Source organism: Nocardiopsis xinjiangensis YIM 90004, from assembly GCF_000341145.1.
Taxonomy (GTDB): Bacteria; Actinomycetota; Actinomycetes; order Streptosporangiales; family Streptosporangiaceae; genus Nocardiopsis; species Nocardiopsis xinjiangensis.
On the sequence record NZ_ANBE01000032.1, the window covers coordinates 27,990 to 51,404 of the forward strand.

Below are 23,415 nucleotides of genomic sequence, written 5' to 3' on the forward strand. Positions count from 1 at the left end.
AGAACACGGAGGCACCATGGCGACCGGTCCGCTCCCCCACCCGAGTCCACAGCTGCGCGGGGTCGGGGTGAGCCCCGGAACCGCGGCGGGACCGACCGTGCGCATCACCGAACGCGCACCCGAACCCGCCGCCGGACCGGCCCCCTCCGACCCCGCGGCCGAAGCGGCCCGTATCGGCCCGGCGGCCGAGACCGTGGCCCGGGCGCTGCGCGAGCGCGCCACCAACACGGAGGAGGCCGCCGCGGTATTGGCGGCCACCGCCGAGATGGCCGCCGACCCGTCGCTGACCACCAAGGCCGAGGCGCTCGTGAAGGAAGGGCACCTACCTGCCGAACGCGCCGTGCACGACGCCGCCGAGGCGTTCGCCGGGATGCTGGGCGCCGCGGGCGGACTCATGGCCGAACGGGTGCGCGACGTGCTCGACGTGCGCGATCGGATCGTGGCCGAGCTGCGCGGCACCGTCCCGCCCGGGGTCCCCGACCTGGACCGGCCGTGTGTGCTCCTGGCCCGGGACCTGGCACCGGCCGACACCGCGGCCCTGGATCCGTCACTCGTGCTGGCCCTGGCCACGGAGGAGGGCGGCCCGACCGGGCACACCGCCGTGCTGGCCCGGGCGCTGGGCATCCCCGCCGTGGTCGCGGTCCGCGGCCTGCTGGAGCACACGGCCCACGGCGCGGTCGTGGACGGAACGACCGGGAAGGTGTCGCTGCACACCGAGGCCGTGCCCGTGCGGGCCGCCGCGGTGGCCGAGGTGTCCTGGGACGGAACGGGGCGCACACGCGACGGCCACCCGGTTCCGGTCCTGGCCAACGTGGGTTCGCCCGCCGACTCCCGGGCCGCTGTGGAGGGCGGCGCGCAGGGGATCGGCCTGTTCCGCACCGAGTTCTGTTTCCTGAACGCCGCGGTCGAGCCCTCCGAGGCCGCGCAGCGCGAGGCCTACCGTGCGGTGCTGGAACCGCTCGTGGGGCTGCCCGTGGTGGTGCGAACGCTGGACGCCGGCGCCGACAAACCCCTGCCGTTCCTGTCGATGGGGGAGGAACCCAACCCGGCGCTGGGCGTACGCGGGCTGCGGGTGGCCTTCGAGCGCCCCGAGCTGTTGGAACGCCAGCTGTCCGCGATCGTCGGCGCCGCCGCCGATACCGGGGCGCGGGTGAGCGTGATGGCGCCGATGGTGGCCACCGCCGCCGAGGCGGAGTGGTTCGCCGAGCGCGCCCGCGCGGCAGGGGCGGAGCGGATCGGGGTCATGGTCGAGNAGCGTGGGCACCAACGACCTGGCCCAGTACACCTTCGCGGCCGACCGGCTCAGCGGGGCGTTGGCCGAGCTCAACGACCCGTGGCAGCCGGCGTTGCTGCGACTGGTGGCCGAACTGGCACGCGAGGGGCGGGAACACGGCGTTCCGGTCGGCGTGTGCGGTGAGGCCGCCACCGATCCGCGCCTGGCCGGTGTGCTGGCCGGGGTCGGGGTCAGCAGCCTGTCGGTGTCGGCTGCCGCACTGGCCCCGGTGGGTTCGGAACTGGCCGTCCACACGCGGGAAGCCTTCGGACGGGCCGCGCGGGCGGCGCTGGCGTCCGGTTCCGCGCAGGGGGCGCGGGAGGCCGCGGCGCAGTCGCTCGCCTCGGAGGGGCACACACCCGCCTGAACCGGGTGTGTGCCCACCCCGGGCCCGGCGGCGCGGTGGGCACGCTCTACAGTTCAGGGGCGGTGCCCGTCGGCGCGGGGCCGGCACTCGTCCCGAGCCGCCGACGGTCCATGGAACGGATCGGCCGCCCCTCCGCCATCCCCGGGAGCAGTATTGGACGCCAGGAAGCACGCCCACCCGCGCGCCGAGGACGCGGAGGCCCCGTGGTGACCGCCGATCCCGGGGACTTCTCCCCCACCTGGACCTGGAGGACCGCCTCGGGCGCACAGGTGCAGGTGTGGTCGCCGCCGTCCGCGCCGCGCGCCCTGGTCCAGTTCCAGCACGGCTTCGGTGAGTACGGCGAACGGTACGTACACCGGTACCACGGGCTGATCCCGCACCTGGTCGGGCTGGGTCTGGAGGTGTGGTCGATGGACCTGCTCGGCCACGGGCACTCCCCCGGACGGCGGGGCGTGACCGACGTGTGCGTGTCCGTGCGTGAACACGGGGACGTGCGTGCCCGGATGTTGGAGCGCGGGTTGCCGGTGCTGCTGTTCGGGCACTCCCTGGGCGGGCTCATCAGCGCCGGGTCGATGCTGCGCGCGTCCGAGGGGGTGCGCGGGGTGATGCTGACCGCGCCCGCGCTGGTGCCCCGGGCGCCCGGGGCGGTGCGGGTGGGCGCCGACCTGGTCTCGCGGGTGGTGCCGCACGTTCCGGTCCCGGTCCGGCGGGAACCGTCCGCCGATCCCGCACTGCGTCGGGTGGCCCTGCGTGCGGCCGAACGCGAACCCCTGCTGTACGTGGGCAAACTTCCGATGCGCACGGGTGCGACCACGTTGGAGACGGCTTCTCGTCTGTGGCGCCGTGTGGAGCGTTGGCACGTTCCGTCCCTGGTGGTGCACGGGACGGCCGACAATTCCACGGACCCGCGGATGAGTGTGCGCCTGGTCGAGCGCATCCCTGCCGGGGACAAGACGATGCACCTGGTCGAGGGCGGCCGGCACGAGCTCCTGTACTCCACGGGCGGGGAGCGGATCGTGGAGCTCCTCGGGTCCTGGGCCCTCGAGCACATCGATTGACCCTGCCGCACCGGGCGGGACGGTGCGGGTATCACCTGCCGCCCGTTCCGGGCCTCAGGCGGTGTGGCCGACGGCGCCGGCGAAGTGTCGGAACACGGCCGCGCTGAGTTCCTCCGGCGTGCCCTCGCACCCACGGCGCAGCCAGTCGGTGATGACCCCCATCAGTGCGCCGGACAGCAGGGCCGCGGCGGGGTCGTGCGGGACCTCGTCCGGGTCGTCGGCGTGGGTGGTCGCGGCGGTTCCCACCCGGTTGACGTGCACGGCGACGTTGATGCGCCGCAGCAGGTGATCGAGGACCCGTGCGCTGCCCTCGGGCCCGAGCAGGGCGCGGTAGAGGTCGGAGTGTTCGCCGATGTGTGCGAACACCGCGGTGAGTTCCTCGCGTCCGCGTCCCGGGTCGGCTTCCCCGCCGAGGTGGAAGACCGGGGTGGCGTCGACGAGCTCGTCGAACATCTGCGTGCACGCGGAGGCGGCCACGTCGTGCACGTCCGTGTAGTGCTCGTAGAACGTCGTGCGGTGCACACGTGCGCGGCGGGCCACGTCGGAGACGGAGAGGCGGGACAGGTCGCGTTCGGCCACGAGTTCGAGCAGAGCGCGCTCCATGGCGCCGCGGGAACGTCGTTTGCGCGGATCCGGGTGCGGGCTGGGTCGTGACACACGACCAGGCTAAGGCAGCCCCGACCTCTCACCTCCGTTGCATCCCACCCCTAAACTACACATGTCGGATAATGCGTCGAAATGCATCAGAGGCACTCCATGAGGACGAACGACATCGCCGTGGTCATCGGGGTCGGCGGTATGGGCCGGGCCATCGCGCAGCGCGTCGGCGGAGACGCCCGCCTGCTGCTGGCCGACCACTCCCCGGAGGCGCTGGAGACCTCCGCCGACCAGCTCCGCGGGGAGGGATACGAGGTCACGACCCGGCCCGTGGACGTGGCCTCGCGTGCGTCGGTGGCGGAGCTGGCCGGGGCGGCCGCGGAGCTCGGCCAGGTCCGCCGGGTGGCACACACCGCCGGGCTGTCCCCGGTCCAGGCGTCGGCCGAGCGGATCCTGGCCGTGGACCTGCTCGGGGTCGCCCTGGTCCTGGAGGAGTTCGGCCGCGTCATGGCCCCGGGCGGGGCCGGGGTGATCATCTCCAGCATGGCCGGGCACCGGGTCCCGGCGCTGCCGGAGGAGGCCGCGTCCGCGTTGGCCAACGCCCCGGCCGAGGAACTCCTGTCGCTGCCCCTGATCACCGACCGTGCCGCCACCGATCCGGGTGCGGCCTACTCGATCGCCAAGCGCGCCAACCACCTGCGGGTCCAGGCCGCCGACACCGCATGGGGCGAGCGGGGTGCCAGGGTCAACAGCATCAGTCCCGGCGTCATCGCCACCCCCATGGGCCGCGGTGAGCTCGACAGCGAGCACGGCGCGTCGATGCGGGCGATGGTCGATGCGTCCAACGCCGGACGCCTGGGCACACCCACCGACATCGCGGCGGCCGCCGAGTACCTGCTCGGCCCCTCCTCGAGTTTCGTGTCCGGAACGGATCTGTTGGTCGACGGGGGTGTGACCGCTGCGGTCACCAGCGGCCGCCTGGGCTGACCGTTCCCCGGGGCCTGCCCCCGGGGCCCGCTCCTTCCCCGGACTTCGGGGGACCCCGGGCAACATGGGACCGGAGCCCACCTGTACGGTGCCGAAGCCCGAGCGGTACCGTGATGCCGCTCCCCGCGCCGAGAGCCCTCCCCCGAGGCCGAAAGGACACCTTCATGTCCCCCACCCCCCGCATCGACGCCGTCGTCATCGGCGCCGGCTTCGCCGGCATGTACACCCTCCACCGGCTGCGGGACCGCGTCGGCCTCCACGTCCGGGTCCTGGAGGCCGGCCACGGGGTGGGCGGCACCTGGTACTGGAACCGTTACCCGGGCGCACGCTGCGACACCGAATCGCTGTACTACTCCTACTCCTTCGACGAAGGCCTGCAAGCGGAGTGGACCTGGAGCGAGCGTTACGCCGGCCAGCCGGAGATCCTCGCCTACGCCGAACACGTCGCCGAGCGTTTCGACCTGCACCGCGACATCACCTACGGCACCCGGGTGGAGAGCGCGGCCTTCGACGATTCCACCGGGAGCTGGCAGGTCCGCACCGACGGCGGGGAACGGATCGAGGCCCGTTATCTGGTGACGGCCGTGGGCTGCCTGTCCGTTCCCCAGACCCCGGACCTGCCCGGTGCGGAGAACTTCGCCGGACGGATCCTGCACACTTCGCGCTGGCCCGAGGAAGGTGTGGACCTGGGCGGAAAGCGGGTCGTGGTCGTGGGTACCGGCTCCACGGGCATCCAGATCACGCCCGAGGTGGCGCAGCAGGCCGCCCACACGACGGTGTTGCAGCGCACCGCCAACTTCGCGGTCCCGGCTCGCAACCGCCCCTACGCCGAGGGGGAGTTCGACGAACTGCGCGCCGAGTACCCCCGGTACCGGAAGGAGGCCCTGGCCTCGGCCGGCGGGTTCCCCCTCCCTGCCGCCCCGGAGAGCGCGGAGGGCTTGGACGAGCAGCAACGCCGGGCCGAGATGGACCAGCGGTGGCGTGACGGCGGCCTGGTGTTCCTCGGTTCGTTCGCGGACGCCCTGTTCAACCGCACCAGCAACGACGCCATGTCCGAGTACGTGCGTGAACGCATCCGCGAGACCGTCGGGGACCCCGCCACGGCCGAGCTGCTGTGCCCCGACGACCACCCCATCGGCAGCAAGCGCATCTGTGTGGAGTCCGGCTACCACGCCGCGTTCAACCGCGACGACGTCAGCCTGGTGTCATTGCGCGAGCACCCCGTGGAAGGGTTCACTCCGGCCGGGATCGTGGCCGGCGGCACCGAGCACCCGGCCGACGTGGTCGTCATGGCCACCGGGTTCGACGCGATGACCGGCCCCTACCTGCGTATGGACCTGAGGGGACGCGGCGGCGTGCGTCTGGCCGACCGTTGGGCGCAGGGCCCGCGCACCTACCTGGGGGTGGCCACGGCCGAGTTCCCGAACCTGTTCATGCTCACCGGACCGGGCAGCCCCTCGGTGCTGGGAAACGTGATGGTCTCCATCGAGCAGCACGTGGAGTGGGTCTGCGACTACATCGCCCACCTGGATGCCGAAGGTGTGGGCACGACCGAACCCGAGGCGTCCGCGGAGCAGGAGTGGACCGACCACGTGGCCGAGATCGCCTCCTTCACCTTCTATCCGGAAGGCGGCTCCTGGTACATGGGCGACAACACCCCCGGCAAACCCCGGACGTTCATGCCCTACGCGGCGGGGATGGACGTGTACCGGCAGCGGTGCACCGAGATCGCCGAGCAGGGTTACCCGGGTTTCGCACACGCGTGAGGCCCGCCGGCCCGTGACACAGGAGGCGCCGCCCGCGACCGCGGGCGGCGCCTCGCCGTTCCTGCCGGGCCGCTCGGGGGTCGGCCCGGTTCACCGCCGGGAGTAGGCACCGTCGATGAGCAGCACGCCGGCTGCCGCGATCAGGACCTGCACCGCGAGCACGAAGATCCACATCGAGGTGAACAGGCCCGCGATCGCGCTGCCGACGAAGGCCGCCACGATGCCGATCACGATCGTCAGCCAGATCGGCAGGTGCTGCTTGCCCGGGACGGCCAAGCGGCCCAGGGCACCGATGATCAGACCCACGACGAGTGCGCTGATTATGCCGCTGATGCTCATTGTGGAAGATCTCCTCCGTTCATGGTTTCTTGTGTCCCGGCCCTCCCCGTAGAGCGTCCACTCATGCGTGACGTGTCCGACACCACAGGAATTCGCCGCCCCGGCGGGCCCACCGGGGCGGGTGTGACGGGCGGGTGGACCTTCACCATGGCCGAGGCCGACGGACGTGTGGTCCCGGATGTGCTGCTCTCCCCCGAGTAGGTCACCGCACGCGGTCGGCGCGGCACGTACCCTCGAAGGGTGTCCGAAACGCTCGACGCCGACGACCCGACGGCCACCGCCGAGCGCGTGCGCGCGATCCTCGGCGACGGTCCCGTGCTCGCCCTGACCGGTGCGGGGGTGTCCACCGACTCCGGGATCCCGGACTACCGCGGCCCGGGCTCGCCGCCGCGCAACCCGATGACCTACCAGCAGTTCGTGGGCGATGCCGCCTTCCGCCGCCACTACTGGGCCCGCAACCATGTGGGTTGGCGGCACATGGAACGCACCGGGTGCAACGACGGGCACCGTGCGCTGGCGGACCTCGAGGCGGCCGGGTTCCTCTCGGCCGTGGTGACCCAGAACGTCGACACCCTGCACGAGGTCGCGGGCAGCCGCCGCGTCATCGACCTGCACGGGCGCTACGACCGGGTGATCTGCCTCGGGTGCCGTGAGGTCACCGCGCGCAGCAGCCTCGACGAACGGTTGGCGGAACTGAACCCGGACTTCTCGGTGACGGTGGAAGACATCGAGCTCGCCCCGGACGCCGACGCGGTGCTCTCCTCCACCGAGGGTTTCCGGGTCGCCGACTGCGGCGGATGCGGGGGCATGCTCAAACCCGACATCGTCTACTTCGGGGAGAACGTGCCCAAACCGCGGGTCGAGGAGGCCTACACCCTGGTGGATGAAGCGGCGGGGCTCCTGGTCGCGGGCTCGTCGCTGACGGTCTTCTCCGGACGCCGTTTCGTCAAGCGGGCCGCCCAGCAGGGCAAACCCGTGGTGATCCTGAACCGGGGCGCGACCAGGTGCGACGACCTGGCCGCGCTCACCGTCGACGCGGGATGCTCGCAGGTGCTGCGCGCCCTTGCCGGCCCCTACGCCGGCCCCGCCTGGATGGAGGCGACCACACCTTTGTCGACGAGGACGTCGGTGCCCGAGACGTAACCGGCGTCGGGTCCGAGCAGGTAGGCCACGACGGCGGCGACGTCGTGGTGGTGCCCAGGCGCGGCACGGCGGCCCCGTCGACCATGGCGCGCGCCGGCCCCCTCGGGGCCTCGAGTTCGGGCCGGCTCGTGCGGGTGGAGACGGCCCCGGGGCTGACGGAGTTGAGGCGGGACCCGCGCGCTCCCCGTTTCAGGGCCTCGGCCTGCACCCGGAGCTGGTTGCCGCGCTCGGCGTACCCGTAGGCGGCGTTCCCTGCGGAGAACCGGTCGGTGGCGGCGGAGGGCAGGTCGGCCAGGAGTACGTGGGAGCCGGAACCGATCCGCCGGACCGTGGCCATCCCCATGTCGCCCGCACCGATGACGACCATGACGTCGCGTTTCATGCCGTTCTCCGCCCCATGTCCAGTTCCCCGTTGCATCCGATCCCAGACCTCACCATGGGTGATCGCACGGGCACGGAACGCCCCGAGGCCGCCGGCCTCTGTGCCCTCCGAACACCGCCGGTCGAAGACGGCGGGCCCCGCGAGCGCTCCGTCCGAGCGGCGGCATCCGGCCCGGCGCGCGTGCCCGGGCTACCCGTTCGACCCCACAGTGTCCCGGGACAGGTCGACCGGCTGCCCGGCCTCCAGCCCTACTGCGGCGACGTGGTCTGCGACCCTCTGCTTGGCCTGCTCCATCTGCGACGTGGAGATCTCGAAGGTGGCACTGGCGAAGTAACCGTCCTTGGCGTGGGCGGGGTTCGGATGCGGGTTGCGGTAGAGCTGCTGGGCCAGGTCCCGCAGTTCGAGCATGATGGGCACAGCCATGGCCATCGTCTGCGGAGCACCCCGGAAGGCTGTTTCGAGGCAGCTGAGCAGGGTCGCATAGGTCTCGTTGAACGCGACGGCCTTCCTGTGCACGGCGCGTCCGTGCTGGTACTTCCCGTACTCCGCGACCGTGGAATCTCCCTTGATCGGGTAGGTGTCCTCCCAAGTGACGTCGAGCATCGGTCCGCTCGGCGGCCGTTGGGGCGCGTCGTTGGGGCTGTAGCAACGGCCCTCGGCGATCTCGTTGAACCGGAAGTAGTGGGCGAGCTGGCGCTCTTCGCCGAAGAGCTGGTCGTCGCTGTCCCAGATCGAATCGTGCACGCCCTCGCCCTGTTCGCTGATCATCTCCAGCGCGGTCAGAGCGGTGTCCAGTCCGGTGACGTGGAAGACCTCGCCTCCGGAGTTGTAGAAGTCCCCGGGTCCCACCTGCTTGCCCCGGGATCCGGTGAACACCTCGTGCTCGCCCTGCTCCTCGACCAGGGCTCTGATCCCCTGCCCGACGGTGTCGTAGAACTGGCCGATGGAGGTCCAGCCGGCCCCGTCCTTCTCGTCGGTGTGGAACGCCCGGGGCTTCTCGATGGCCAGGAAGGTGTTCAGCGCCTCCCGGGAGAAGTGGCGCAGGCCGATGGGGGCGAGAGCGGTGCTGCTCATCGGCAGCTGGGCCGGATACTTCCCGATGAACTCCGGGTGCGCCACCTCGGGTTCTCCACCGACCGCGTTGAGCAGGTTGGCGGCCATGGTCATGTGCAGCATCTCCTCCAGGAGCACGCTGCGAATGGTGTAGTAGGCCGTGCTGTTGGTGCCGGGGCGGATCGTGTACATCCCCGTCATGTAGACCGGGATGGTCAAGTGCTCCACCTCCAGCGCCGCTTGCAGGTACGTGCGAAGCTCCTGGATCGTCCGCGGAACCTTGAAACCCGCGTCGTGCACTTCGTTCGCGTTGATCACACCTTCTCCTCGGCGTTCGCGCGGGACCGCAGGTTGGTCGGCTGGCTCAGGGCGGCCAGGTCGCGGTGGATGCGTTCGGCACTGCGCAGGGCCAGCGCGCACATGGTCAGGGTCGGGTTGCTGGTACCGACCGAGGGCATGCTTCCGCATCCCACCGCGTAGAGGTTGGGGTGGTCGTGGGTGCGCTGGTCGGCGTCGACCACGGAATCGTTCGGGTCGGTGCCCATGATGTGCGTGCCGGCACCATGGCCGGCGCCGTGGTAGGTCAGGTCCGTGCCCCTGTGGACGAAATGGCCCAGTGGCGGGACCCCGTCGACGGGCTCGTGGTCGGTGTAGGACGTGGCACCGAGTTCGGTGAAGATGCGCTCGGACACCTCGTAGGCCGCGTACACACCTTCGCGAACGTGTTCGCCCAGGTCGTAGTGGATGATCGGCCGGGGGTTGCCCATGGCGTCGCGATAGCGGCGGGGATCGATGGTGACACGGTTGTTCTCGTCGGCGGACTGCTCGACCGCGATCTGGAGCTGGAGCTGGCGGCCGATCGTCGAGCCCAGCAGTGACCGCAGCTGGGGACCGAACACTCCCCCGGTCTTCACCCCGCCGTCGCTCTTGCCGCCCAGTGCCAGGGCAGAGGCGACGTTACTCATCGGTGCCCCGGTCGACCAGGTCCAGCCCCAGTTGCTGAGCTCGATACGGAACGGAGCGCGTTCGCGGCGCTTGCCGCCGAACCGGAAATCCTCCACCCCCGAGGTGTGGCCGGGGCCGCGGTAGGGGCCGACCTGGTCCGCGGCGAGTGCCCAGGCCAGGGTCGTGGGGTGGTCCATGAGGTTCCTGCCCACCTGCCCGCTGGTCGTGGCCAGTTCCGAGGCCAGGAGCAACCGGGCGTTCTCGATCGCGTGCGCGGCCAGGACGACGATGTCGGCACGTACGGTGTGGGACTCGCTGGTCGGCGACGCGGGGTCGTTGTAGGAGCGGTACTCCACCGCCCGTACACGCCGGTCCTGCCCCCGCAGGACACGGGTGGCCACGCTGCGCGCGGCAAGGGTGACCGAGTCGGAGAAGCCGTCCTGGACACGGAGCGGGGTCGACTTGGCCTGGACGGGGCAGATCGGGACGCAGCTCGCGTTGCCCACACAGCGCTCCCCGTAGTTCGGCAGGCCCACCGCGCCCTTGGGGCGGTAACCCTTCCGTTTGTCGTACTCGGGTGCGGGGGTGCTGTTGCGGGCCTGCGGGAGGCTCCTCACGTGGAGTTCGCGTTTGTCGCCCATCGGGTCGGTGACCTCGCGGCCCTCGAGCTTCTCGTGGCAGTACTTGTCGATGTGGCTGGGCGGGATCCGGTGCATCGGGTAGAGGTATCCCGAGTCGCTGACCACGCCCAGATGGCGCTGCCCCTCGGCGTCGCCGGCGACGCCGAGCTCCTTCTCGGCCTCCTCGTAGTAGGGCTCCAGGTCTGCCGCGTCGATCGGCCAGTCACGGCCGTACCCGTACGTCGACCGCGTGGTGAAGTCGTCGGGGTGCATGCGCGGGACGGCACCGAGCCAGTGCATGCCCGCGCCGCCGAGCGCACGGACGTAGTCGGTGCCGTACGGCATCTTCCCCTTCTGCACGAAGTACCCGTCGGCGGTGTACTCGGGCCTGCCCTCCCCGGAGCCTGATGCGTCCGGGGACAGGTCGAGGACATCGGGGGAGGGAGCGGCGGCGTTGTGCCGGTAGGCCGAGTTGGGCACCTTCGCGACGGCGGAGTGGAAGGTCCGAACCGAGTCCAGGTAGCCGGACCAGGTCTGGGTACCCGCCTCGCCGGCCTCCAGGACCAGGACCCGCCATCCGCGCCTACCGAGCTTCTCGGCGATGAGGCTTCCGGCCCATCCGGCCCCGACGACGACGGCGTCGTAGGAGCCCCGGGCCGCTTCAGCACCCGTGGTCGTCTCGATCATGCGGTGTTCCTCTCCGATCGCGGGGCCCGGGCCGTTGGTAGGGCCGAGGGCGGAACGTCGCGGGCCACCCTGGGGCCGGGCAGCATGTGCGGTTCGATGCGGGTACCGCCGGGCACGGACCGTTCGCCGCGGGTGCTTTCCTCTTCCGGCCGGCTGCCCCCTGTCTGCTCGGCGAGCCCGCACTCCTGAACGATCTCGGTGAGCGGGGGCAGCTCGGCCGGTTCCCTGCCCCACGTGCCGAACCCCGGAGGTTTGGCCCCGACGGGGTGGCTCTGGAAGGTACGCCAGACCAGACCTTCGACGTAGGTGCTCGGTGCGACGACGAACTCGGTATTGGCCATCTCCCGCCGCAGATCGGCGTGGGCGTCCACTGCCAGCTTCGGCCAGGCGCCGGTGTACCAGAGGTAGGTGATCGCCCGTGCGATCTCCCGGTCGGTCTCGGAGAGCTCGCTCGGATCGAGCAGGGGTGTGCAGGCTTCCGTCAGCTCGGTCAGGAATGTGTCGAGCCTGTACCGGCCCACCTGCTGTCGAGCGGTGTCCAGGTACAGCTGGGCCATGCCTGTGGCGTGCAGGTCGAACGGGGCGAATCCGGTCAGTGGCACACACAGTCTGACGAAGCGGAGGGTGTCCTCGGGGATGGGCCTCACTTCTCGTCCTCCTCGGGTCCGGACGGGTGATCGTTCGGCCGGCCGCCCGGCACGGTCACCGGGCGCCGGGGCCCGGGCACCGGTACGACACGGTCGGGTGCCGGAGATCCCCCGAACACCGCCGTTCCCGCTGCCGTCCGTCGCGGCTGCCCGGCCCTGCGCAGGTAGCCCACCTGCCCACCGGATCGTCGAGGATCCGTTCGCAGCAGAACCGGCATTCCGCCCGAAAAGAACGGACACGAGAAAACCGCGATGCGCTGGTCAGGACGATCACCCCGAACACAGACATCGAAAGCGGCGTTCCGAGAATCCAGCCACCGAAGAGAAAATCACGCACGCTTTTCACTGGTCAACAGCCGTACACGTTTCAGTCGACAACCCTGCCACGCGGGACCGCCGAATCCTCGGGGCCGAGCGCGGCAGACATGAACGACACACCCCTGATGCACCTTTTTCCCTCGGCGGATATACGAAACAAAACCACCGTCGTGCGCAATTTTGCGAAAAACGCGAAAACGACATTTGCATGTGTGCGGGAACCCTCAGGCTTGGCACTCGATCCAGCAACAGAAAAGGAGGAGGGTTTCCTCTTTTTGGCATGTCCTGTATCAAGGCCGACCCCGAGGGGACGGGCCGTGCCGGAACAGGGTTCCGCACTACCCGCGTCAGCTCACCCCGGGTGAGTGCGATGCGTCCCAAGATCGTCCTGAACTCGCAGAAGGAGGGCGGTGGGGGCCTCGCCGGACAATACGGAGGCCACCCCCACCTTCCCCCGGACGCCGGGTGGGACGGCATTCCGCGCTTCGTCGCCTCGATCGACTGCGCGGCCCTCCCCCAGGAAGCACGGAGCCCGCACAGTCCGGCTGAGCCGGTGTGTGCAGGTAAGGCCCTCCCCGCCCCCCGGGGAGGGCCGCCCCGTACGCCTGCTCGGGCGGGGTCAGGCTGCGGCGAGGATGCGGTTGCCGCCCGTCTCCTCGGCCCACGGACGCAAGGCGGGCGGGTCGGTGTGCGGCCACAGCTTCAGCAGCAGGGTGTCGACGTCGGCGGCCTCTTCCAACCCAACGGGCGTGGCGATCCAGAACGATTGGGTGTTCTCTCCCCACCAGATGACGAGGTGCCGGTTGGGATCAAGGCTGCGCCGAAGGCGTCCGTTGAGGGTGGTGGAGGGCCACGGGTGGGCCTGGATCCGGGCGGCCTGGGCGTGCTCGCGGGAGAACTCGGAGCGGTGCCCGCCCAGGCGGGGCAGGCGTTGGGCCCGGCGCTGCCGGCAGGAGGGGTGATCGCACACCGTGCACGCGGACCCCACCAGGGGACGCCGGCCTGGGAGCGAGCGGTACAGCGGGTCACTGGAAGGGCGCGGGGAGGGGATAGGGTGCTGCATCAGATCCTCTTTTCCTTACTTATGCGTGCTTGGGGTTGAGGGTTCAGGGCCGGGAGAGCGTTGGTGCGCTCTCTCGGCCCGTCTCATGCCGGGGGCATGTCAGCGAACGGTGTTCCAGTCGCTTCCGGCCAGATCGTGGGCCAGGAAGAACCAGACACTCCGGTACTCCGCGTTGCCGTTGTCTCCCCACTCGGTGGCGAAGGCGTCGACCATGGCCAGACCGCGACCGGACTCGGTGTCCTGATCGAGGCCCTCGGGTGCGGGCACCAGAGGGGCGTTGCGTGTGCACAACCCGCCCCGGTCACGGCAGGTCAGACGGAGTCCTTCCTTGTTGCGGTGCACGCGCAGGGTGTAGCTGCCGCCCGGCTGCCCGGAGAGGCTGTGGCGCATCGCGTTGTTGGCGAGCTCGCTGCCGAGCAGGGTGAACAGGTACCGGTAGTCGGCGGACTCGGTGGCCGCGCAGGTGTCCAGGAACGCGCGCACCAGCGGCATCACAGCGGGGATCCCGGCGAAGCCGTAGCTGCGGGCCCGGTAGTTGGGGCGTTCGGGCAGGCCGGAGAAGTAGTGCCGCTGGAACGGTCGGATGAAGCTGGCCAGCGGGACCGTGGCCTCGCCCTGGACGGGCACCGGCGCGGGGGTACCGACGTTGACGGGGGTGGTTACAGGCATGACGGACACACTCCTTGGCATGGCGGTACATGAGCAGGGGTCGTGCTTGGTGCCCGCTGGAGGAGACTCACGGTTGCCGTGATGCGCGGAACGGGCAAGGCGTAGCCTGAGCGACCATGAACCCTGTGTGATCCATCGGTCACTGACTACACACTCATAGTGCTACACGAATTTCGAGCGATCAACCACTTCTCTTCGAAATTCGCAGAGCCACAGAGTAGGATCTCCTCATGCAGAGCCCCATCAGTCCCACCGTGCGCCGCCGAAGGCTGGCTCGCGAGCTGCGCCGACTGCGAGAGACACACGGCCTCAAGCTTTCCACTGCAGCGAAACAGGCCCAGGTCCCGCTCTCCACCCTCAGCAACATCGAGAACGCCGAAGCCAGACGCATCAAGGTTCGTGACATCGATGCCCTCGCCGACCTATACAAAGCATCCGTGGACGCCAGGACAGCCCTCCACGAGCTCTCCCGTGAGTCCAAGGAACAAGGATGGTGGTCCAACTACAAGGATGTCTTCGGTGGGAACGCTCTGCCGGACTTCGAAGTCGAAGCATCCATGATTCGCTCTTACGAGTGCATGGTCATCCCCGGCCTACTTCAGACGCCTGAGTACAGCGAAGCGGTCTTTCTGGGTGGAGGCGCCTACTCAGAACTCGAGGTGGGACGCCATGTGGATGCTCGGATACAACGCCAACACATCCTGAACCGTCACAAGCCGCCCCACCTGTGGGCGGTCATCGATGAAGCCGCGCTACGGCGCGAACTGGACGACCCCAGCATCATGCGCGACCAACTCCAGCATCTGGCCAACATGGCCACGCGCCACAACATCGATCTCCAGGTACTCCCCTTCAGCGCAGGCATGCATGCCGGAATGTCTGGATCATTCGCACTTCTGGACTTCCCTGGTGGAATCGACCCTGGCATCGTGTATACGGAGACAGCAACCGATAGCCTTTTTGTCCAAGAACCAGAGCCTGTGCAGAGATTTGTAACTATTTTTTCACATCTCAACGCAGCTGCCTTGAGAACATCACACACCATTAGATTCCTCCAAAGCATCCTGGAGCCGAACGAACAGCATGAGAACACCTGAAAACTTGAAGTTTTTTAAGTCCAGCTACAGCAGCGACCGGGTCAACTGCGTGGAGGTCGCGCACGTCCCCACGAACTTCCGCAAGAGCACCCGCAGCGCACAGAACCAGGACTGCATCGAGGTCGCCGAGCTCCCGTGCGGCGCCGCCATCCGCGACTCCAAGCACCCCGACTCCGGCCACCTCCCCTTCCCCTCCGCCGAATGGACCGGCTTCCTCGCCTCCGCCCTCTCCCGCTGACCAGCAGACACAACGGTGCCCGGCCGCTGCCCTCTTCGGCGGCGACCGGGCACCTCGCTCTTCACCCTCGTTCACCGGGCAGCAGGCACGGGTGTCCGTCCTTTTCCCGGAGCCACCCCTGGTCGACCAGGTCTCGGATGGCCAGCGCGCCCTCCCGCCGATCCAGCCGAACACCGCCTCCAGGTCCGGCCTCGCCCGCTCACGGTCACGACGGCGGCCCCGAAGCTCGGTGGGCACGATTGTTCGGATCGGAGACCGGGTAGTGGACGGCCCATGCTGCTAGTGAGACCGCCGGGCGTCTACCGGGCCCAGGAGGACACCTCGCTGCTCCGCCACGTGCTGCGCCGACGCGGTCAGCACGGCCTGGTCGAAGGCCGTTCGGTCCTCGACGTCGGTTCGGGTACCGGTGCGCTGGGCATCGAGGCCTTCCGTGCCGGCGCCACCGGCCTCACCGCGATCGACCTGTCACGACGCTCGGTCCTGGCGAGTTGGCTCAACAGCCGTCTGCACGGGGTCCCGGCGAAGGTCAGGCGCGGTGACCTGTTCGCTCCCGTGAAGCCGCACCGCTTCGATCTCGTGCTCGCCAATCCGCCTTACGTGCCCTCTACCGGTCGGCCGCCGTCCCGCCACCGGACGGCGAGGTGCTGGGACGCGGGACCGGACGGGCGGCTCCTGCTGGACCGGATCTGCTCGGGGGCGCACTCGGTGCTCAACGAGGGCGGAGCGCTCCTGCTCGTGCAGTCCGGGCTCGCCGGTGAGCAGGCCACGGTGGACCGGTTCGAGGAGGCCGGCCTGGTGGGCGAGGTGGTGGCCCGGGCCCACATCCCGTTCGGCCCGGTACTGCGGGCACGCGTTCCGCAGCTGCGCGCCCGCGGGCTGCTCGCTCCCGACCAGGTCGAGGAGGAACTCGTGGTCATCGAGGCGCGCCATGGCTGAGGACCGCCGCCGGGTCGTCGTCACCGGCGAGGGCCCGATCCTCGTCCACGGCCCGGTCGACGTGGAGATGCCCGACGGAACGCGTGTACAGAGCGATCGGGCGGTCACTGCGCTGTGCATGTGCGGACGCAGCCGGCGCCGCCCGTTCTGCGATACCAGCCACCGGCGACGTGTACGTGGCAAGGAGGGGGAGGAGGACCCATGAGCACGACGATGTCGGGGGCGCCGACGCTGCCCACCCCCCGTGGACCGATCTCCGAGTCGGTTCTGTCCGCGCTGCGCGGGAACCGGCCCGCATTCCCGGGCGTGGACGGGGCTCCACCGTACGGTGGGGACCTCCAGCTGGCGCTCTACTGCTGTTACGAACTCCACTACCGCGGTTTCCGGGACGTCGACACCGACCGCGAATGGGATCCGGCCGTGCTCGCGGTCCGCGGCGAGTTGGAACGGGTCTTCCTCGACGCGCTCAGGGACGACGTGCCCTCCGGCTCGGACGTCGAGGGCGAGCTCGACGCGCTCCTCGCCGAACACGTCGACGCGTTCGGTGTCTCCCACCACTTGCGCCGCCACGGGGAGCTGTGGCAGCTGCGCGAATACGTCGCGCACCGTTCGCTCTACCACTTGAAGGAGGCCGACCCGCAGTCCTTCGTCATCCCGCGTCTGCACGGCCCGCCCAAAGCTGCCCTGGTGACGGTTCAGCACGACGAGTACGGCGCGGGGGATCCCGAGCGGACGCACTCCAAACTGTTCGCCGACATGATGGCCGAGCTCGGTCTCTCCGACGCCTACGGCGCCTTTCTCGGCTCCGCTCCCGCCGAGATGCTGGCCGAGGTCAATTTCATGTCGCTGTGCGGGCTGCACCGCGCCTTGCGTGCGGCGCTGATCGGGCAGTTCGCCACCATCGAACTCACCTCCTCCCCTGGCTCGGACCGGTTGGTCAAGGCCATGCGGAGGTTGGGCTGCGGTCCGGCCGCCCTCCGGTTCTACGCCGAGCACGTGGAGGCCGACGCGGTGCACGAACAGCTCGTTCGGCGCGAGGTGATCGCGCCGCTGCTGAAGGCCGAGCCCGAGTCGGCCTCCGACGTCGTGTTCGGGGTCCGCAGCAGTACGTTCCTCGCCGGCCGGATGGAGGAGTATCTGTTGCACCACTGGAATCGCGGCGAGTCGAGCTTCCGCGAAGAGGCCTACGCGAGGAACCCATGAGCTCACCCGGACCGGCGGCGCGAGCCGGCGTCGTGCCGCTCGCCGACAGGGACGACGCGGCCCCGGAGGAGGCGGTCGTGCGCGACTGCCTCCGGCAGAGACCGCCTCGGCTGCCGCCCTGGCTCGGTTACGACGCGGTCGGTTCCGCTCTGTTCGAGCAGATCACCGATCTGCCCACGTACTATCTGACCCGTGCGGAACGGAGCCTGTTGGAGCGCCACTCCTCGGAGCTGGCCGAGCAGCTCGCCTGCGGACGGCTCGCGGAGCTGGGCAGCGGGAGCGCGAAGAAGACACGGCTGCTGTTGGAGAGCTGCGTACGCCTGCGTGCGACCACCTATCTTCCGATCGACGTCGATCGGAGCATGCTGGACTCCAGTGGCGACGCGTTGCGCGCGGAGATGGACGCTCTGGAGGTCACCGGGCTGTGGGGACGGTACGAGGCGGGTCTGGAGTGGCTCCGTACTCACCCCGGTGAGCCGCTCGCGGTCGCCTTCCTCGGCAGCAGCTTCGGCAACACCACGCGTGAGGAGCGTGAGGAGTTGCTCGGCGAGATCGCCCGCAGCCTGCGCCCGGGCGAGCGCTTCCTGCTCTCCGCCGACCTGGACAAGAGCCGCGAGGCCCTGGAGACTTGTTACAACGATCCCCCGGGGTACTCGGCCTTCGCCGACTTCCGGCTCAATTACCTCACCCAGCTCAACCGTCGCTACGGCGCCGGCTTCGTGCTCGAGGACTTCGTTCCGGAGGCCCATTACAACGCGGAGACCTCGACCGTGGAGGGGATTCTTCGTGCTCGGGCCGACCGGACGGTGCCGATACCGGGGCTCGGCCTCACACTGCACGTACCGCGGGGCCACTTCATCAACGTCGGCTACTCGGTGAAGTTCCACGGCCGACAGTTGGCCCGCGACGTGGGGGCGCACGGTTTCGGTCTGCGGTCGCAGTGGCGGGACCACGAGACGCAGTACGGGTTCTTCCTCTTCGGCCGCGACGGAGTCTGAGCCGGAAGCTGCACACCCGCGGGCCGACGGGCGGTGGTCGGCCGCAGCCGCGGGCCACCGCCCGTCGGGCCGCCGGAGACCGATCCCTACGCCGGCCTTGCGGGCGAGCGGGTACGGGGCGGGTCACCTACCCCTTCGGCCGGTCCTTCGTCCAGTACTGGGTGTTGGCCCACACCCCCGCCAACAGGGTCGCCCCGACCACGATCAACGCGATCGCCCACGACCCCACCGGCGCCATGGCGGTCTCACAAATACCGGCGTCCATCCTGGGCGCCTCCCCCACGGCGAACCACGCGAAGGATCCGTCGACGCTGCCCGGGGCCCACCAACCCGCCCCGCACGATCCGCTGGGAACCAGCCCGAGGGCAAGACCGGCGACGATCGAAGCGGCGGCCACCGTGCGGAGTATCTGGACAGGGGACATGTCTCTCCTCGAATCAGGGGATTTCCCTGTGGGACGCCCCCGCGAGCCCCCTGGTTGCCGCCCGTGGAAGCCGGCCACCCGGCGATCGGTGAAGACCTGGTCTCGCCTACGCAGGAGAAAGCGAGGGAGGGTCAGTCTTGCGGACGTGCCGGAACGGGGCGGTTCGGGCAGTTCCATTAAAGGATGAGGGGTGAAACTTTAATGGAGGGGCGATCCGTTGAAGGATATCCGCGATCTCCGCAGGATCCGCTGAAGCGGCGGAGACCGCGCCGTCAGCTCCAGAGAGTGATGTGCACCGGGGGCCGGAAGTGGCCCACCGGGACACCCGTGCCCCGCAGCATCGCCTGAGTGGCACGGACGGTGGCAGCGAAGCGGACGAACTCCTCGGCCACACCGGGGGGTCGTCCTCGCTCAGGGTCGCGGCGGTCCAGGAGCCCCCGGTGCGCACGGGCGGACCGGGCGGGGTGAGCAGCGATCCGGATGCCAGGTCCCGGGAGACGGCGAACCCCGGTGCGGGCCGGAACCTGTCGGCCCCGGCCCGTGCGGCCACGGGGTCAGGCCCCGCCGAGGGTGGTGCCCGGGACGCGGGTCGCGGCCCAAGCGCCCTCGCCGTCCTCGCGCAGTTCCAGACTGCCTGCTTCCTCGTCACCGGAGAAGACCATCTCGGCGGTGGCGATCTCGGTCTCGCCGTCGAGGTCGCTGCTGATCTCGACCCCGCCGACCTCGAGGCCGTCGGCATCGGGCAGGGACTCGGCGTAGTCCGGGAAAGCGGCCGCGCAGTCGTCGGCCTCCTGGGTCCGGGCGAGGAGGTCCTGGGCGGGCTCCTCGAGCAGTGCGCACCCGGTCTCGCCGTCGCGGTCGTGCACGGCCCGGACGAAGTCCCCTGCCGCCTGCTCGGCCGCGGACGCACCGTCGCCCTCGGGGGCGGCCCCGGCGCCGTCGTCGCCTCCACAGGCGCTCAGGGCCAGGAGGAGGGCCAGCGAGGGAACAGCGAGAAGAGCGCGTCGCATGGGGAGGATGTCTCGCATGGGGGTTCGTGCCTTTCGTAGAGCGGGGGAAAGACCGGGGGTCGCGGAATATTGTTACCGCATTCACCGGACCGGTGACTACTCGTGCAGACAGGAGGGCACGGGCCACGCTCGGCCCGCGTTCCACGGGGGCCGGGGTTGTCCCCTCCGGCGGCCTCTGGTGGGATAGAACGTGTCCCGCGTCACTCGAAACCGTGAACGGGCAGCACACAAGACTTTCTGGCGCGAAAGAGCACGCGCGGGCGTGCCACGGGCGGCACTGCCGCGCGTCCGCGCCGGAGGTGAAGATGACGCATCCGCTGCGGGAGAGCCCACGGACCGACCCGTTCGCGGAGATCCCTCCCGACGTGGGCACGCCCCTGCTGACACTGGTACCCGGCATGGCCGAGGAAGCGCTCGAGGGCATCCGCCGGCGGGCGGAGAGCTTCGGAGCACCCCTGGACCCGGAGGAGTCCGACCAGCTCCGCGCGATGCTGGCCACCGCGCTCGGGGCCTTCCTGGAACGTGTGCGCCACCCCGAGAATGCCCCGGAGCAGGCCGAGGGGCTGGCGACGCAGTTCCGTGCGTTCGGTGAACACGAGGCCCGCTTCGGACGCACTCTGGAGTGCCTGCACACGGCGATGCGCACGACCGCGGCGGTGGCGTGGCGGCACATGGCCGACGCCGATCCGCGCACACGCAGCTACATGGGGCCGCTCGGCGAGGCGATCTTCGCGTTCCAGGAGGAGATCTCGACCGCGGCGACGCAAGGGCACACGCACGTGCGCGGCGCCGGAGTGGAGGCTCTGCGCCGACGCCGGACCCGGCTGTCGCGGGTACTCCTGGGCGAGACCGGGACCGAGTACGACGTCCGCGCGTTCGGCGGTCTGGCCCGTGCGGCACGGTGGCAGGTGCCCGAACGTGTGGCGGTGGCGCTGCTGCACCAGAAGGGCCCTGCCGAGGCCGCACCCATGCTGCCCGGCGAGGTTCTGGTGGATCTGGACCGGGCCGACCCCCGCGCCATCGTCCCCGACCCGGAGGGCCCCGGACGCCCCCGTGCGCTGGAGCGGATCTTTCGCGGGTTCGGTGTCGTACTGGGCCCGAGTGTGCCCCTGGACCGTGCGCCCGAGTCCCTGGGCCGGGCCAAGGACCTGGCCGAGTTGGTCGGATCCGGGCTCGTGACCGGGGACGACGTGGTGCGCTGGGACCATCATCTGCCGGAACTGCTGCTCTCACGCGACCCGGGGCTCGTGGGAGCGATGGCGCGTTCCCGCCTCGCCCCGTTGTCGGCCCTGCGCGCCCAGCAGCGCACACGGATGACGGACACGTTGCTGGCATGGTTGGAGTCCGGGCTCAACGCGAACGAGGCCGCGGAACGGTTGCAGATCCACCCGCAGACGGTGCGGTACCGGATGCGCCAGTTGGAGGGGTTGTTCGGTGAACGGCTGCGCGATCCGGCCGAGCGTTTCGAGCTGGAGCTGGTCCTGCGGGCCCGACGCCTGCTCGGCCCCCTGGAGGGCGAGTGACCTCCGCCCCGCCGGCTCCGACCAGGGCTTCTGCCGGTCTCCGGCCGGGGACATCCGGTACCGGGCCGGCGTCGCAGCTGCTCACGGGGCAGGTGTGGCACCTGTCCCGAGCCAGGACCCGGGGCAGGTGCCACACGGCCGGGCGGGCGCACGAGGCCCGCGCCCCGGGGCACTCGCACGAGCACAGCGTCTTCGGTCCCTACGCGGGCGCGAGGGCGCGTACGACGGCGGCGGGGTCTGTGCCGGGCGGGGTGAGGGGTGCGAGGACGGGTGTGCTCACACCGTTGTCGATGTAGGCGCGCACCCGTTCACGGCAGTACTCGGCCGGCCCGTGCACGAGGAGGTCGTCGACGACGGAGTCGGGGATGGCGGCCAGGGCACCCTTGCGGTCGCCCTCCTGCCACTTCTTCCACATGGGCCCGAGCTCCTCGCGGCCCAACCACTCGTGGAAGGCCCGGTAGACGGGCACGTTGAGGTAGGCCGCGATCGCCCGGCGCCCGATGGTGCGTGCGGTCTCGGGGTCGGTGTCGGGCGCGACGAAGATCCGCGCGACGATCTCCTTCTCCTCCCCGAACTGGCGCACGTGCGGGGCGACGGTACGCACGTCCTCCGCGGAGAGCCAGTTGATGATGGCGCCGTCCCCCTCGCGGCCGGCCAGGCGCAGCATGCCCTGGCGCAGCGCGGCGACGAGGATCGGCGGGCTCTGCTCGGGCGGGGTCGCGAGCGTGAAGCCCTGGACGGAGAAGGTGTCGTAGTCGGCCTTGACCTTCTCTCCGGTCAGGGCGGTGCGCAGGAAGCGCACGGTGTCGCGCATGCGCTTGTAGGGCTCTTCGAAGGGGATGGAGTTCCATCGCTCGACGATGACGTTGGAGGAGGTGCCCACCCCGAGCGTGAAACGGCCGGGTGCAGCGGCGGCGAGGGTGGCGGCGCTCATGGCGAGGGTCGCGGGTCCGCGTGTGTAGACGGGCACGATCGCGGTACCCAGGCGCAGTTGCGGCGCCCACTCGCTCGCGAGGGCGAGCGGGGTGAAGGCGTCGGTGCCGTTTGCCTCGGCCGACCACACGTCGGTGTAGCCGAGGTCGGGCATGCGTTGGAAGAGGTCCTTCTGTTCGAGGAGGGACAGTCCTTCGAGCGGGACGGTCATACCCCAACGGGGGGTGGTCATGGCGTCTCCCTGTGGGTCGGTACTACCAGAAACCATACCGCCCGGTCGGTTTGCTGACACCCCCGGGTTTTCCTCCGATCGCTCCCGAGACACGCCTCCGTGTCCCCGGCAACGTGTGGAGCAACGGCCACTGGGGCGTATCTTCGTAACCGAAAGCACACCCGAAGCGAGCGAAGGAGGCCCAGCCAGTGGCCACGCCACCCTCCCCATACGACTTCCTGCCGGAGGTCCCGTCGTTCACGGTCACGAGCACCGACGTGGCCGAAGGCCGGACCCTGCCCAAGGCACAGGTCAGCGGAATCATGGGCGCCGGCGGTGAGGACGTCTCGCCGCAGCTGTCCTGGAGCGGGTTCCCGGAGGACACCCACAGCTTCGCCGTCACCTGCTTCGACCCCGACGCACCCACGGCCAGCGGTTTCTGGCACTGGGCGGTCGCCAACATCCCCGTGAGCGTCACCGAGCTGGCCACCGGCGCGGGTGAAGGCTCCGAACCGGTCGAGGGATCGGTGACCCTGCGCAACGACGCGGGCAGCAACCGCTACATCGGCGCCGGACCGCCGCCCGGACACGGCCCGCACCGCTACATGTTCGCCGTGCACGCGGTGGACGTGGCCCGCCTCGAGGTCGACGAATCGGCCAGCCCGGCCTTCCTCGGATTCAACCTGTTCTCACACACGCTGGCCCGGGCCGTCCTCACCCCGGTCTACGAGCAGTAGTCGGCCTCCTGAACAAAGGGGCCCTGAGGGCGGGCGGTGGTCTCCCGGCCACTGCCCGCCCTCTCCTTCGCCTCCCGGGGGCATCTGGGTACACGCGCGAGCGGCCGAAAAGGTTCACCTCCGGCGACGACACAACCGGAACCGGCCAATCCGCCACCCGCTCGGCCTTTCGGCGTTACTCTCTGTGGTCT

At 70.2% G+C, this 23,415-nt stretch carries 25 protein-coding genes; 15 read left to right on the top strand and 10 right to left on the bottom strand.

Annotated elements, in window-relative coordinates; genetic code table 11:
- The first annotated feature begins 16 nt into the window (after positions 1 to 16).
- From D473_RS25765 to D473_RS0115530, 3 genes are all read left to right on the top strand, one after another.
- On the top strand, positions 17 to 1,417 hold the full coding sequence (locus D473_RS25765; protein WP_275040654.1) for a putative PEP-binding protein: 1,401 nt from the start codon (positions 17 to 19) through the stop codon (positions 1,415 to 1,417).
- On the top strand, positions 1,314 to 1,640 hold the full coding sequence (locus D473_RS28450; RefSeq protein ID WP_275040655.1) for a putative PEP-binding protein: 327 nt from the start codon (positions 1,314 to 1,316) through the stop codon (positions 1,638 to 1,640). The genes D473_RS25765 and D473_RS28450 overlap by 104 nt, the downstream gene beginning before the upstream one ends.
- Before the next feature lie 203 nt (positions 1,641 to 1,843).
- Entirely contained in the window at positions 1,844 to 2,698 is an 855-nt protein-coding gene (locus D473_RS0115530) for an alpha/beta fold hydrolase (protein WP_017609981.1), read from the top strand.
- Between the two features lie 54 nt (positions 2,699 to 2,752).
- Here D473_RS0115530 and D473_RS0115535 read toward each other — a convergent pair whose 3' ends face one another.
- The gene (locus D473_RS0115535; protein WP_026126993.1) at positions 2,753 to 3,355 is read right to left on the bottom strand and encodes a TetR/AcrR family transcriptional regulator; all 603 of its coding nucleotides are present in this window, start codon (positions 3,353 to 3,355) and stop codon (positions 2,753 to 2,755) included.
- A gap of 99 nt (positions 3,356 to 3,454) precedes the next feature.
- Between D473_RS0115535 and D473_RS0115540 the strand changes: the two genes are divergently transcribed.
- Together D473_RS0115540 and D473_RS0115545 are read left to right on the top strand one after the other, a co-directional pair.
- A complete protein-coding gene (locus D473_RS0115540; protein ID WP_017609983.1) occupies positions 3,455 to 4,282 on the top strand; it encodes an SDR family oxidoreductase in 828 nt (275 codons plus the stop codon).
- Positions 4,283 to 4,446: 164 nt separating this feature from the next.
- Complete coding sequence (locus D473_RS0115545) at positions 4,447 to 6,048, top strand: flavin-containing monooxygenase (RefSeq protein ID WP_017609984.1); 1,602 nt, start codon at positions 4,447 to 4,449, stop codon at positions 6,046 to 6,048.
- A gap of 90 nt (positions 6,049 to 6,138) precedes the next feature.
- Here D473_RS0115545 and D473_RS0115550 read toward each other — a convergent pair whose 3' ends face one another.
- Positions 6,139 to 6,387 (bottom strand): GlsB/YeaQ/YmgE family stress response membrane protein, encoded by a 249-nt coding sequence (locus tag D473_RS0115550; RefSeq protein WP_017609985.1) that lies wholly within the window; start codon positions 6,385 to 6,387, stop codon positions 6,139 to 6,141.
- Positions 6,388 to 6,450: 63 nt separating this feature from the next.
- On the opposite strand from D473_RS0115550, the gene D473_RS27710 reads away from it, so the two are divergent.
- Both D473_RS27710 and D473_RS0115560 read left to right on the top strand, forming a co-directional pair.
- Positions 6,451 to 6,588, top strand: a complete 138-nt coding sequence (locus D473_RS27710) for a hypothetical protein (RefSeq protein WP_017609986.1) — start codon at positions 6,451 to 6,453, stop codon at positions 6,586 to 6,588.
- Between the two features lie 39 nt (positions 6,589 to 6,627).
- The gene (locus tag D473_RS0115560; RefSeq protein ID WP_017609987.1) at positions 6,628 to 7,530 is read left to right on the top strand and encodes an NAD-dependent protein deacetylase; all 903 of its coding nucleotides are present in this window, start codon (positions 6,628 to 6,630) and stop codon (positions 7,528 to 7,530) included.
- Between the two features lie 571 nt (positions 7,531 to 8,101).
- Here D473_RS0115560 and D473_RS0115570 read toward each other — a convergent pair.
- The 5 genes from D473_RS0115570 to D473_RS0115595 form a co-directional block, all read right to left on the bottom strand.
- Positions 8,102 to 9,283 carry a ferritin-like domain-containing protein gene (locus D473_RS0115570; protein ID WP_017609989.1) on the bottom strand — a complete coding sequence of 394 codons (1,182 nt, stop codon included), beginning with the start codon at positions 9,281 to 9,283 and terminating at the stop codon, positions 8,102 to 8,104.
- Positions 9,280 to 11,217 carry a GMC family oxidoreductase gene (locus D473_RS0115575; RefSeq protein ID WP_017609990.1) on the bottom strand — a complete coding sequence of 646 codons (1,938 nt, stop codon included), beginning with the start codon at positions 11,215 to 11,217 and terminating at the stop codon, positions 9,280 to 9,282. Before D473_RS0115575 ends, D473_RS0115570 begins: the two co-directional genes overlap by 4 nt.
- Positions 11,214 to 11,864, bottom strand: coding sequence for a hypothetical protein (locus D473_RS0115580; protein WP_017609991.1), 651 nt, complete (start codon positions 11,862 to 11,864; stop codon positions 11,214 to 11,216). The genes D473_RS0115575 and D473_RS0115580 overlap by 4 nt, the downstream gene beginning before the upstream one ends.
- Positions 11,865 to 12,801: 937 nt before the next feature.
- Entirely contained in the window at positions 12,802 to 13,245 is a 444-nt protein-coding gene (locus tag D473_RS0115590) for a hypothetical protein (protein WP_026126994.1), read from the bottom strand.
- A gap of 99 nt (positions 13,246 to 13,344) precedes the next feature.
- Positions 13,345 to 13,914 carry an ATP-binding protein gene (locus D473_RS0115595; protein ID WP_017609994.1) on the bottom strand — a complete coding sequence of 190 codons (570 nt, stop codon included), beginning with the start codon at positions 13,912 to 13,914 and terminating at the stop codon, positions 13,345 to 13,347.
- 230 nt (positions 13,915 to 14,144) lie between these two features.
- Here D473_RS0115595 and D473_RS26695 point away from each other — a divergent pair, with 230 nt between their 5' ends.
- The 6 genes from D473_RS26695 (at position 14,145) to D473_RS0115625 (ending at position 18,386) form a co-directional block, all read left to right on the top strand.
- Entirely contained in the window at positions 14,145 to 15,011 is an 867-nt protein-coding gene (locus tag D473_RS26695) for a helix-turn-helix domain-containing protein (protein WP_083918024.1), read from the top strand.
- Complete coding sequence (locus D473_RS0115605; RefSeq protein WP_026126995.1) at positions 14,998 to 15,249, top strand: DUF397 domain-containing protein; 252 nt, start codon at positions 14,998 to 15,000, stop codon at positions 15,247 to 15,249. Before D473_RS26695 ends, D473_RS0115605 begins: the two co-directional genes overlap by 14 nt.
- 282 nt (positions 15,250 to 15,531) lie before the next feature.
- Entirely contained in the window at positions 15,532 to 16,185 is a 654-nt protein-coding gene (locus tag D473_RS0115610) for a HemK2/MTQ2 family protein methyltransferase (RefSeq protein ID WP_017609997.1), read from the top strand.
- Positions 16,178 to 16,390 (top strand): CDGSH iron-sulfur domain-containing protein, encoded by a 213-nt coding sequence (locus D473_RS0115615; protein WP_017609998.1) that lies wholly within the window; start codon positions 16,178 to 16,180, stop codon positions 16,388 to 16,390. Before D473_RS0115610 ends, D473_RS0115615 begins: the two co-directional genes overlap by 8 nt.
- Entirely contained in the window at positions 16,387 to 17,388 is a 1,002-nt protein-coding gene (locus tag D473_RS0115620) for an iron-containing redox enzyme family protein (RefSeq protein ID WP_017609999.1), read from the top strand. Before D473_RS0115615 ends, D473_RS0115620 begins: the two co-directional genes overlap by 4 nt.
- Positions 17,385 to 18,386, top strand: a complete 1,002-nt coding sequence (locus D473_RS0115625; RefSeq protein ID WP_017610000.1) for an L-histidine N(alpha)-methyltransferase — start codon at positions 17,385 to 17,387, stop codon at positions 18,384 to 18,386. The genes D473_RS0115620 and D473_RS0115625 overlap by 4 nt, the downstream gene beginning before the upstream one ends.
- A gap of 127 nt (positions 18,387 to 18,513) precedes the next feature.
- Here D473_RS0115625 and D473_RS0115630 read toward each other — a convergent pair whose 3' ends face one another.
- Positions 18,514 to 18,810 carry a hypothetical protein gene (locus D473_RS0115630; protein ID WP_017610001.1) on the bottom strand — a complete coding sequence of 99 codons (297 nt, stop codon included), beginning with the start codon at positions 18,808 to 18,810 and terminating at the stop codon, positions 18,514 to 18,516.
- A gap of 554 nt (positions 18,811 to 19,364) precedes the next feature.
- Positions 19,365 to 19,820 carry a hypothetical protein gene (locus D473_RS0115640; RefSeq protein WP_026126996.1) on the bottom strand — a complete coding sequence of 152 codons (456 nt, stop codon included), beginning with the start codon at positions 19,818 to 19,820 and terminating at the stop codon, positions 19,365 to 19,367.
- Between the two features lie 305 nt (positions 19,821 to 20,125).
- On the opposite strand from D473_RS0115640, the gene D473_RS0115645 reads away from it, so the two are divergent.
- Positions 20,126 to 21,343 (top strand): PucR family transcriptional regulator, encoded by a 1,218-nt coding sequence (locus D473_RS0115645; protein WP_017610004.1) that lies wholly within the window; start codon positions 20,126 to 20,128, stop codon positions 21,341 to 21,343.
- Between the two features lie 199 nt (positions 21,344 to 21,542).
- On the opposite strand, the gene D473_RS0115650 is transcribed toward D473_RS0115645, so the two are convergent.
- Positions 21,543 to 22,508, bottom strand: a complete 966-nt coding sequence (locus D473_RS0115650) for an LLM class F420-dependent oxidoreductase (RefSeq protein WP_017610005.1) — start codon at positions 22,506 to 22,508, stop codon at positions 21,543 to 21,545.
- A 188-nt stretch (positions 22,509 to 22,696) separates the two neighbouring features.
- Here D473_RS0115650 and D473_RS0115655 point away from each other — a divergent pair, with 188 nt between their 5' ends.
- Complete coding sequence (locus D473_RS0115655; protein WP_017610006.1) at positions 22,697 to 23,224, top strand: YbhB/YbcL family Raf kinase inhibitor-like protein; 528 nt, start codon at positions 22,697 to 22,699, stop codon at positions 23,222 to 23,224.
- Positions 23,225 to 23,415 lie beyond the last annotated feature (191 nt).

What these genes read in the sequence shown, in the direction of transcription:
- D473_RS0115540 (WP_017609983.1), top strand. Translation starts at nt 3,455, where the DNA reads ATGAGGACGAACGACATCGCCGTGGTCATCGGGGTCGGCGGTATGGGC.
- D473_RS0115545 (WP_017609984.1), top strand. Translation starts at nt 4,447, where the DNA reads ATGTCCCCCACCCCCCGCATCGACGCCGTCGTCATCGGCGCCGGCTTC.
- D473_RS0115550 (WP_017609985.1), bottom strand. Translation starts at nt 6,387, where the DNA reads ATGAGCATCAGCGGCATAATCAGCGCACTCGTCGTGGGTCTGATCATC.
- D473_RS27710 (WP_017609986.1), top strand. Translation starts at nt 6,451, where the DNA reads ATGCGTGACGTGTCCGACACCACAGGAATTCGCCGCCCCGGCGGGCCC.
- D473_RS0115575 (WP_017609990.1), bottom strand. Translation starts at nt 11,217, where the DNA reads ATGATCGAGACGACCACGGGTGCTGAAGCGGCCCGGGGCTCCTACGAC.
- D473_RS0115590 (WP_026126994.1), bottom strand. Translation starts at nt 13,245, where the DNA reads ATGCAGCACCCTATCCCCTCCCCGCGCCCTTCCAGTGACCCGCTGTAC.
- D473_RS0115595 (WP_017609994.1), bottom strand. Translation starts at nt 13,914, where the DNA reads ATGCCTGTAACCACCCCCGTCAACGTCGGTACCCCCGCGCCGGTGCCC.
- D473_RS26695 (WP_083918024.1), top strand. Translation starts at nt 14,145, where the DNA reads ATGCAGAGCCCCATCAGTCCCACCGTGCGCCGCCGAAGGCTGGCTCGC.
- D473_RS0115605 (WP_026126995.1), top strand. Translation starts at nt 14,998, where the DNA reads ATGAGAACACCTGAAAACTTGAAGTTTTTTAAGTCCAGCTACAGCAGC.
- D473_RS0115615 (WP_017609998.1), top strand. Translation starts at nt 16,178, where the DNA reads ATGGCTGAGGACCGCCGCCGGGTCGTCGTCACCGGCGAGGGCCCGATC.
- D473_RS0115620 (WP_017609999.1), top strand. Translation starts at nt 16,387, where the DNA reads ATGAGCACGACGATGTCGGGGGCGCCGACGCTGCCCACCCCCCGTGGA.
- D473_RS0115625 (WP_017610000.1), top strand. Translation starts at nt 17,385, where the DNA reads ATGAGCTCACCCGGACCGGCGGCGCGAGCCGGCGTCGTGCCGCTCGCC.
- D473_RS0115630 (WP_017610001.1), bottom strand. Translation starts at nt 18,810, where the DNA reads ATGTCCCCTGTCCAGATACTCCGCACGGTGGCCGCCGCTTCGATCGTC.
- D473_RS0115640 (WP_026126996.1), bottom strand. Translation starts at nt 19,820, where the DNA reads ATGCGACGCGCTCTTCTCGCTGTTCCCTCGCTGGCCCTCCTCCTGGCC.
- D473_RS0115645 (WP_017610004.1), top strand. Translation starts at nt 20,126, where the DNA reads ATGACGCATCCGCTGCGGGAGAGCCCACGGACCGACCCGTTCGCGGAG.
- D473_RS0115650 (WP_017610005.1), bottom strand. Translation starts at nt 22,508, where the DNA reads ATGACCACCCCCCGTTGGGGTATGACCGTCCCGCTCGAAGGACTGTCC.